This window comes from Pseudomonas sp. K2I15 (assembly GCF_002204795.1).
Lineage (GTDB): Bacteria > Pseudomonadota > Gammaproteobacteria > Pseudomonadales > Pseudomonadaceae > Aquipseudomonas.
Map to the genome: position 1 here is coordinate 1 of NZ_NIXO01000103.1, position 9,578 is coordinate 9,578.

Here is a 9,578-nt window from a genome sequence, read left to right on the forward strand (position 1 = left end):
AATGCGGTGTATCAGTAACAAATTCGGTGGCTGACACACCGCATTCGCGAGCAAGCCCGCTCCCACATTTTAGACCGTAGCCATCTGTGGGGGCCGGGTTGGGCTCATCGCCGCCATCGCCACCGAAGTCGCCGCCGTGCGCGTCTCCACCCCCAACTTCACATACACGTGCTCCAGGTGCTTGTTCACCGTGCGCGGGCTCAACCCCAAAATATCGCCAATATCCCGATTGGTCTTGCCACACGCCACCCAACGCAGCACTTCCACCTCGCGCTCCGTCAGCTGAAACCGCGCCGACAACAGCTTATGCGCCGGCTCATCCTCCAGGGTGATCACGCTCGGCTGCGTCGCCGCCCGCGCCGACAACAGAATCCGCGAGGTACGCAAATGTGCCGCCACCCGCGCCAACACCTCATCGGTCTGGATCGGCTTGGTCACGTAATCACTGCCGCCCACCTCAAACCCCTGCACCACATGCTTGCTGTCGGTCAGCCCGGTCATGAACACTACCGGAATGTCCGCGCTGGCCGGTTGCGCCTTGAGCCGGCGGCAGGTTTCAAACCCGTCCAGGCCAGGCATCACCGCATCCAGCAGGATCAAATCCGGGCGCCGGCGTTGCACGCGGTTCAGCGCGCTGAGGCCGTCCAGCGCCACCAGCACCATGTAACCGGCGTCGTCCAGCGCATCGGAGAGCATCGCCAGGTTGTCCGGGGTGTCGTCGACAATCAGCACCACGCCGGGCTCAGCGCTGGGGGTCAAGGCATTCATCTTCGGCCTCCTTCAGGATTCGGTTGAGTTCTTCCAGGCGAAAGCTTTTCAGCAGCGCCCGGAGCGAGGTGATAAACGGTGCGGTGTCGGGGTTTTGAGCCAGGATCGCTTCGAGCTTTTCATGCAGGCCGCGCACGTAGCCGATGGCGCTCAGTTCGGCGAGCACCGCTAGGTCTTCGGCACTCGGCAGTACGCCTGGTGTGGCGACAGGTGCGGCAATCGGCGTTCTGCGGCGCAGCCACTGCAAATCCAGGTGCAGTTGCAGGCGCCCGAGCAATTCCGGGGTGCGCACCGGCTTGGCCAGGTAGTCGTTGCAGGCGCCGGCGATGCTGCGTTCACGGTCGTCGGTGAAGGCGTTGGCGGAGATCACGATGATCGGCGCAGTAGACAGCGCGTTACGCCGGATCAGCCGGCTGGTTTCCCAGCCGTCCATGGTCGGCATCGACAGGTCCATCAGGATCAGGTCCGGCGCCAGTAACGCCACCTGGCGGATCGCCTCCTGGCCGTTGCTGGCCTGGGCCACCTCAAAGCCCAAGGGCGTGAGCATGCCGCTGAGCACCTTGCGATGGTCCACATGGTCATCCACCACCAGGATGCGCTGCCGTTCGCCGTGATAGCCGATGATGTCGTGTTCCACATGCACCACGGCTTGCGGTACGCGGACTTGGGACAGGAACAGCCGCACCTGGAAGCAGGTGCCCTTGTCCAGTTCGCTGACCACCCGCAATTCGCCGCCCATCAACGAAGTCAGCATGCGGGTGATGGTCAGGCCCAAGCCCACGCCCTTGTCCTGGCGCATCAGGTCGCCGCGTTCAAAGGGCTGGAAAATCCGCTCGATCTGCTCCGGGTCAATACCAATGCCGGTGTCGATGATCTCGAAGTTGGCGGTCTCGCGCATGTAGCTGACCCGCAGGCGTACTTCGCCGCTGTCGGTGAAGTTGATTGCGTTGCCCAGCAGGTTGATCAGGATCTGTCGCACGCGTTTTTCATCGCCGCGCACCACCGCCGGGATCTTGCCCACGCAGTCCAGGCGAAAGCGCAGGCCCTTGTCTTCGGCTTGCGGGGTGAACATCAGCTCCAAGTCGTGGATCAGCTCCGGGAAGGGGATTTCGGTGAGCTCCAGGCGCAACTTGCCGGCCTCGATCTTGGCCACGTCCAGCAGGCCGTCGATCAGCGACAACAGGTGCGAGCCGCTGCGCAGGATGGTCGCCAAAGCGTCCTGATGCTGCTCGGGCATGGCGCTGTCGCGCTGCAGAATCTGGGTAAAGCCGAGGATGCTGTTGAGTGGCGTGCGCAGCTCGTGGGACAGCCCGGTGACGTAACGACTCTTGGCCGCGTTCGCCGCTTCCGAGGCTTCCTTGGCCTGTTGCAGGGCCTGGTCGGTGAGGCTGTGGGCGGCGATCTCCTGCATCAATAGCGAGGTTTGCCGGTCGGATTCTTCCTGGGCCACGCGGCGGCTTTCGCGGGTGAGTACCACCCACCAGGCGAGTACGGCGGCCAATACCGAGAGTGTCAGGAACGCCTTGAAAAACGCCTGGTACAAGGTTTGCGAATGCGGCAAGCCTTGCGCCGCCTGCATATAGATCAGTGCCAGGGCGCCGGCGAGCATCAGCACCAGTGCGATCAGCAATCCTAAATAGTGCGCCAATCGCGTATGCAGGCGCGGCACCAGCGTTGCGGGCAGCAGCCAGCGCAACACCCCTTCAAACTGGGTGGCCAGGCGCGCGTGGGGTTTGCAGCGGTCGCCGCACCGCGCATCGAGTGAGCAACAGAGCGAGCAAATCGGTGTGCTGTAGGCCGGACAGAACGCCATGTCGGCGGTTTCAAACGGGTTGCTGCACAGGCCGCAAATCACCAGGTCGGTGCCGGGCTGGGGGTGAATCAACTGCGCTTCGCTGCTGCGCGCAATGTAGTAGCGGCCCTTGGTCAGCCACGCCAGCAGCGGCGCCATGACCAGTGCGGTGCCCAGCGCGACAAACGGCGGCGCCGCCTGGGCCAGGGCGCCGAACAGGCCGAAGTGGGCGAGGATCGACAGCAGGGAGGCAATCAGCATCGAGCCGACGCCCACCGGGTTGATGTCGTAGAGGTGCGCGCGCTTGAATTCGATGTGCTTGGGCGACAGGCCCAACGGCTTGTTGATCACCAGGTCTGCCACCAGGGTGCCGATCCACGCGATGGCGATATTGGCGTAGAGCCCCAGCACCTGCTCGATCACATCGAACACCCCAAGCTCCATCAGCATCAGGGCAATTGCCACATTGAACACCAGCCACACCACGCGGCCGGGGTGGCTGTGGGTCACGCGGGCGAAGAAGTTCGACCAGGCCAGGGAGCCGGCGTAGGCGTTGGTCAGGTTGATCTTCATCTGCGAGATGAACACAAACAGCACCATCGCCCCCAGCGCCCATTCGGGGGAGGAGAACACATAGCCGAAGGCGACGAGGTACATCTGGGTCGGCTCGGCGGCGCGCTCCATGGGGATTTCATGTTGCAGGGCGAGGAACGCAAGGAACGCCCCGGCGAACATCTTCAAGGCGCCGGGCACGATCCAGCCAGGCCCGGCGCACAGCAACGCGGCCCACCAGCGCTTGCGGTTGGCGGAGATTTTTTCCGGGAGGAAGCGCAGGTAGTCGACCTGTTCGCCGATCTGCGTGACCAGCGACAGCGCCACGGTGCAGGCGGCGCAGAACGACAGCAGGTTGAAGTCGCCGCCGTCGCTGCTGCGGCCGACGAAGCTGGTCCAGTCGCTGAAGGCTTCGGGGTTTTTCCACAAGACGAAGACGTAAGGCAGCACTAATAGCACCAGCCATAGGGGCTGCGTCCACAGTTGCAGGCGGCTGATCAGGGTCACGCCGTAGGCCACCAGCGGGATCACCAGCAGCGAGCAGATGACATAGGCGATGGCCAGCGGGATGTGGAAGTACAACTCCAGGGCCAGGGCCATGATCGCCGCTTCGAGGGCGAAGAACAGGAAGGTGAAGCTGGCGTAGATCAGCGAGGTGATGGTGGAACCGATATAGCCGAAGCCTGCGCCGCGGGTCAGCAGGTCCATGTCTACGCCATAGCGGGCGGCGTAGTAGCTGATGGGCAGGCCGGTAAGGAAGATCACCAGGCTGATGGCCAGGATTGCCCAGAAGGTGTTGGTGAACCCGTAGCTTAAGGCCAATACGCCGCCGATGGCCTCCAGCGCCAGGAACGACACCGCGCCCAAGGCCGTGTTGGCGATGCGCAGCTCCGACCATTTACGGAAGGACTTTGGGGTGTAGCGCAGGGCGTAGTCTTCCATGGTCTCGTCGGCGACCCAGGAATTGTAGTCGCGGCGGATCTTGACGATGCGCTGGGTGCCGGGGAGGGGTTGCACGGTGGGAGGCTCCAGGAAGTGGGCAAGGTTGGATGAGCAAGTTCCATGCCCTGGCAGGCGCCGCGGGTCCAAATATAGGAGCTGGCTTGAGTGGGAGCGGGCTTGCTCGCGAATACGGTGTGCCAGTAACGAATGTATTCACTGAACCATCGCATTCGCGAGCAAGCCCGCTCCCACATGGGATCTCCAGTGTTTGTTTGTGAAGGGCGCGATCCTGCCCTGAAAAGGTGCAGGGCGGCATACGTCAAATGACGTACTCCGTTACGTCAGGCTGCGTATACCCGCCGTGGCCACCTGCCGCCATGCTGAACCCCTCATTGCAGAGGAGTCGCCCCATGGAATCACGATTGATCCGCTCCAAACCGTTGTTGGCTTTGTCATTGCTGGCGGCCAGTTTGTTCAGCCATGGCGTCATGGCCGATAACGAAGGCCTGGCCGTCACGCCGACGGAAGTCACCGTCGGCCAGTTGCACTCGGCCACCGGCACCATGGCGATTTCCGAAACCGGTTCGATCCAGGCCGAGCGCCTGGCCATCGAGCAGATCAACGCTTCGGGCGGGATCCTCGGGCGGCAGATCAAGGTGATCCAGGAAGACGGCGCGTCCGACTGGCCGACCTTCGCCGAGAAGGCCAAGAAACTGCTGGTCAACGACAAGGTGGCCGCGGTGTTCGGCTGCTGGACCTCCGCGTCGCGTAAAGCCGTATTGCCGATCTTCGAGAAAGAAAACGGCCTGCTCTACTACCCGACCTTCTACGAAGGCCTGGAACAGTCGAAAAACGTGATCTACACCGGGCAAGAAGCCACCCAGCAAATCCTTGCCAGCCTCGACTGGATCGCCAAGACCAAGGGCGCAAAAACCTTCTACCTGGTGGGCTCGGACTACATCTGGCCGCGCACCTCGATGAAGATCGCGCGCAAGCACATTGAAAACGTCCTGCACGGCACTGTGGTCGGCGAAGACTACTACCCGCTGGGCAACACCCAGTTCGGTTCGCTGATCAATAAGGTCAAGCTGAAGAAGCCTGACGTGGTGTTCGCAGCCGTGGTGGGCGGCTCCAACGTGGCCTTCTACAAACAACTCAACGCGGCGGGTGTGAACTCGTCCAAGCAAACCCTGTTGACCTTGTCGGTGACCGAAGACGAACTACTGGGCATCGGCGGCGAAAACATGGCCGGCTTCTATGCCTCGATGAAGTACTTCCAAAGCCTCGACAACCCGAACAACAAAGCCTTCGTGGAAGCGTTCAAGGCCAAGTACGGCAAGGACGCAGTCATCGGCGACGTGACCCAGGCGGCCTACCTCGGCCCATGGTTGTGGAAAGCGGCGGTGGAGAAAGCCGGCAGTTTCGACGTGGATAAAGTCGTCGCCGCCTCCCCTGGCATCGAGCTGAAAAATGCGCCGGAAGGCTACGTGAAGGTCCACGAAAACCATCACCTGTGGAGCAAGTCGCGCATCGGTGAAGTGCAGCCCAATGGTCAGTTCAAGGTGATCTACGAGTCGGATCTGATCGAGCCGAATCCGTTCCCGAAAGGCTACCAATAGTTCCCGGTGTGGGGGCGTAACCGCCCCCACATATCACCATCCTCCCGCTCTCAGGAGACCATCATCATGGAATGGCTATCGGAATTTGGAGCCATCGCGGCGATGCAGGGGTTCAACGGCTTGTCCGTGTTCTGCGTGCTGTTGCTGATGGCATTGGGACTGGCAATCATCTTCGGCCAGATGGGCGTGATCAACATGGCCCACGGTGAGTTCCTGACCATTGGTGCCTATACCACGTACGTCTGTTCCAGCCTCACCGCGCACTTCGCGCCGAGCTTTCAGCCGTACTACTTTTTCTTTGCCATTGCCCTGTCATTCCTCGTCGCCGGCGCCGTAGGCTGGCTGGTGGAATGGGCGATGATCAGCCGTTTGTACAAGCGGCCCCTGGACACCTTGCTCGCCACCTGGGGCTTGTCCCTGGTGATGCAGCAAACCTTCCGTTCGGTGTTTGGCGCCCGTGAAGTGAGTGCCGAACCGCCGGCCTGGCTGATGGGTTCGGTGAACCTCACCGACGCCATCGAAATCCCGCGCAACGGCCTGTTCATGATGGGCCTGACGCTGCTGCTGACCGGCGCGATTTTCGTCATGCTTTACCGCTCGCGTTGGGGCCTGCAAGTGCGCGCCACCGTGCAAAACCGCTTGATGAGCCGTGCGGTGGGCATCAATACGCGCAAGGTCGACCGCATGACCTTCGCCCTCGGTTGCGGCGTTGCGGGCGTGGCCGGTGCGGCGTTCACCACCATCGGCTCCACCGGGCCGACGGCAGGCTCGCAGTACATCGTCGACACCTTCCTGGTGGTGGTGTTCGGCGGCGCGCAAAGCCTGTTCGGCACCATCGCCTCGGCGTTCGTGATCGCCCAGACCCAATCGCTGTCGGAGTTTTTCCTCAGTGGCTCGATGGCCAAGGTGCTGACGCTGTCGTCGGTGATTCTGATCCTGATGCTGCGCCCGCAAGGGTTGTTCTCCATCAAAGTGCGCAAGTAGAGGCGAACCGATGAAGGCTTTAGACAAGCTGCTGGGCGGCCAGCAAAACCTGATCGGCATCGTGCTGTTGGCGTTGTTGATCCTCGTGGTGTTTCCGCTGACCCTGGATGCGTTCCGCCTGAACATGGTCGGTAAGTACCTGACCTACGCGTTCGTCGCGGTGGGCCTGGTGCTGTGCTGGGGGTATGGCGGGATTCTCAGCTTCGGACAGGGGGTGTTTTTCGGCGTCGGCGGCTACTGCATGGCGATGTTCCTGAAGCTTGAGGCCTCGGACCCGATCAGCACCAAGATCCAGTCCACGCCCGGTATTCCGGACTTTATGGACTGGAACCAGATCACCGAATTGCCGTGGCTCTGGCAGCCGTTCCACAGCTTCACGTTCACTCTGTTCGCGGTGATTGCGGTGCCGGTGCTACTGGCGTTTATCATCGGCATGGCGCTGTTCAAGCGGCGGGTAGGCGATGTGTATTTCTCCATTGTCACCCAGGCGATTGCGCTGATCCTCACGGTGCTGATCGTCGGCCAGCAAGGCCTCACCGGTGGCGTCAACGGCATCACCGACCTCAAGACCCTGCTGGGCTGGGACCTGCGCGGCGACGGCGCGAAGATGGTCCTGTACTTCATCAACGCCGGGCTGTTGTTTGGCTGCATTTTCATCGGCCGCTTTATCCTCGCCTCGAAGCTGGGCCGGCTGTTGATGGCCATGCGCGACAAGGAAGAGCGGGTGCGGTTCTCCGGCTACGACGTGGCCAGCTTCAAGATCTTCGTGTTCTGCGTGGCGGCGGCGTTCTCGGCGATTGGCGGAGCGATGTTTGCCTTGCAGGTGGGTTTTATGTCGCCGTCGTTCGTGGGCATCGTGCCGTCGATCGAAATGGTGATCTTTGCGGCGGTCGGCGGTCGCATGTCGCTGCTGGGCGCGGTGTATGGCGCGCTGTTGGTGAACTACGGCAAGACCTACTTTTCCGAATCCTTCCCCGAATTGTGGCTGTACCTGATGGGCGGGTTGTTTATCGCCGTGGTCATGTACTTTCCCAACGGCCTGGCGGGGGTGTGGGAGAGCCATGGTCGCCAGGCCCTGGCCAAACTGTTGCGGCGTACGCCGGTTGCGAAAGTCGAACCCGCGAAGGTCAAGCCCAAGGCTGAAGCCAAGATCCTGGAGACACAGCCATGACCGCCGTCGGTTTTGAAATGAAAAAACCCGTGTTGGCCATTGAAGGGCTGACCGTGTCGTTCGATGGCTTCAAGGCCGTCGACAACCTCAACCTGTATATCGATCGCAACGAAGTACGGGTGGTGATCGGCCCCAACGGCGCCGGCAAAACCACCGTGCTGGACCTGATCTGCGGCAAGACCCGCGCCACCAGCGGCAGCATCCAGTTCGACGGCCAGGAACTGACCAAGATGCGCGAATACAACATCGTGCGTGCAGGCGTGGGCCGCAAGTTCCAGAACCCGTCGATCTACGAGAACCTCACGGTGTTTGAAAACCTCGAGATGTCGTATCCGGCCGGGCGCAAGGTGTGGGGCGCGCTGTTTTTCAAGCGTAATGCCCAGGTGATCGCGCGGGTCGAGGAAGTGGCGCGAGAGATCTTTCTCGGCGAACTGCTCGACCAGCAAGCCGACCTGCTGTCCCACGGGCAAAAGCAGTGGCTGGAGATTGGCATGTTGCTGATGCAAGACCCGGAGTTGCTGATGCTCGACGAGCCGGTGGCCGGGATGAGCGTCAACGAGCGCGCGCAAACCGCCGAGTTGCTCAAGCGCATCAGCCAGGGGCGCTCGGTGCTGGTGATCGAGCACGACATGGAGTTCGTCAAGAGCATCGCCCACAAGGTCACGGTGCTGCACCAGGGCAAAGTGCTGGCCGAGGGCAGCATGGAGTCGGTGCAGAGCAATCCGAAAGTCATTGAAGTGTATTTGGGCCACTGAGGAGTCGGGCATGTTCAAGATCGACAAACTGTCTTGCGGGTACGGGCAGAGCCAGATTCTTCACGACCTGGAGCTGGATGTTGCCAAGCGCGAGATCGTCGCGGTGATGGGCCGTAATGGTATGGGCAAGACCACGCTGTTCAAGAGCCTGATGGGTATTCTGCCGCAGTGGCAGGGGCAGGTGAGTGTGGATGGGCATGATGTGTCTGCGCTTGAAACCCATGAGCGGGTGGAGCGGGGGATTGCCTATGTGCCTCAGGGGCGGATGATTTTTCCCAGTATGAGCGTGCTGGAGAATATCCAGACCGGGTTGCCGGCGTCGGCCAGGGGCAGGGTGCCTGAAGACCTGTATGCGTTGTTTCCGGTGCTGTATGACATGCGTTCGCGCAAGGGCGGCAATTTGTCTGGCGGGCAGCAACAGCAGTTGGCGATTGCCCGGGCGCTGGCGACGAATCCGAAGGTGTTGTTGCTGGATGAGCCGACTGAGGGGATTCAGCCTTCGATCATTAAGGATATTGCTCGTACGCTTAAGGAGATTCGCAATTTGCGGGATTTGACTATTGTTGTTTCCGAGCAGGTGTTGTCGTTCACGCTGGAGATTGCCGACCGGTTTCTGGTGATCGAGAAGGGGCGGTTTGTGATTGAAGAAACCCGGGACCGGGTGGATGAGGCGACCATTAGCCGGTATTTGTCGGTGTGACCTGACTTGAGCATGAGTCTCTTCACCTCTTTTTGCAGAGGGTTTTGTTGGGCTGGGCTGACTGAGTGCATATCCGTTATTTAGGTAACGGCCACCTATGGTTTCGCTCTTACAGCGAGTCACTTTGCAAAAGCGTGTATGGACCGGACACATGGTTGACGGGTGTACGGGGACATGGTGGACACTTTTCGGCGAGCCAACTTCGCCGGAAAGCCATCATGCCCTGGAACACGAGAGACGCCATGAGCCTGAAAAAAGAGTTCGTTGCCTTAGCCCGGCAGCCCGGCAGTAATAA

At 61.1% G+C, this 9,578-nt stretch carries 7 protein-coding genes; 5 read left to right on the forward strand and 2 right to left on the reverse strand.

What is annotated here, in order from left to right; translation table 11 throughout:
* Positions 1–69: 69 nt before the first annotated feature.
* Positions 70–768, reverse strand: coding sequence for a response regulator (locus CEC48_RS29770; RefSeq protein WP_088427087.1), 699 nt, complete (start codon positions 766–768; stop codon positions 70–72).
* Complete coding sequence (locus CEC48_RS29775; protein WP_088427088.1) at positions 743–4,129, reverse strand: ATP-binding protein; 3,387 nt, start codon at positions 4,127–4,129, stop codon at positions 743–745. Before CEC48_RS29775 ends, CEC48_RS29770 begins: the two co-directional genes overlap by 26 nt.
* Before the next feature lie 335 nt (positions 4,130–4,464).
* Between CEC48_RS29775 and urtA the strand changes: the two genes are divergently transcribed.
* The 5 genes from urtA (at position 4,465) to urtE (ending at position 9,283) form a co-directional block, all read left to right on the forward strand.
* Positions 4,465–5,673 carry an urea ABC transporter substrate-binding protein gene (gene urtA, locus CEC48_RS29780; protein ID WP_088427089.1) on the forward strand — a complete coding sequence of 403 codons (1,209 nt, stop codon included), beginning with the start codon at positions 4,465–4,467 and terminating at the stop codon, positions 5,671–5,673.
* A 66-nt stretch (positions 5,674–5,739) separates the two neighbouring features.
* Complete coding sequence (urtB, locus tag CEC48_RS29785) at positions 5,740–6,657, forward strand: urea ABC transporter permease subunit UrtB (RefSeq protein ID WP_169387756.1); 918 nt, start codon at positions 5,740–5,742, stop codon at positions 6,655–6,657.
* A gap of 10 nt (positions 6,658–6,667) precedes the next feature.
* Positions 6,668–7,828 (forward strand): urea ABC transporter permease subunit UrtC, encoded by a 1,161-nt coding sequence (gene urtC / locus CEC48_RS29790; RefSeq protein ID WP_088427090.1) that lies wholly within the window; start codon positions 6,668–6,670, stop codon positions 7,826–7,828.
* Positions 7,825–8,583, forward strand: coding sequence for an urea ABC transporter ATP-binding protein UrtD (urtD, locus tag CEC48_RS29795; protein ID WP_088427091.1), 759 nt, complete (start codon positions 7,825–7,827; stop codon positions 8,581–8,583). The genes urtC and urtD overlap by 4 nt, the downstream gene beginning before the upstream one ends.
* Positions 8,584–8,593: 10 nt before the next feature.
* Positions 8,594–9,283: an urea ABC transporter ATP-binding subunit UrtE gene (gene urtE / locus CEC48_RS29800; RefSeq protein WP_088427092.1), complete on the forward strand. Its 690-nt coding sequence runs from the start codon at positions 8,594–8,596 to the stop codon at positions 9,281–9,283.
* Positions 9,284–9,578: the final 295 nt, after the last annotated feature.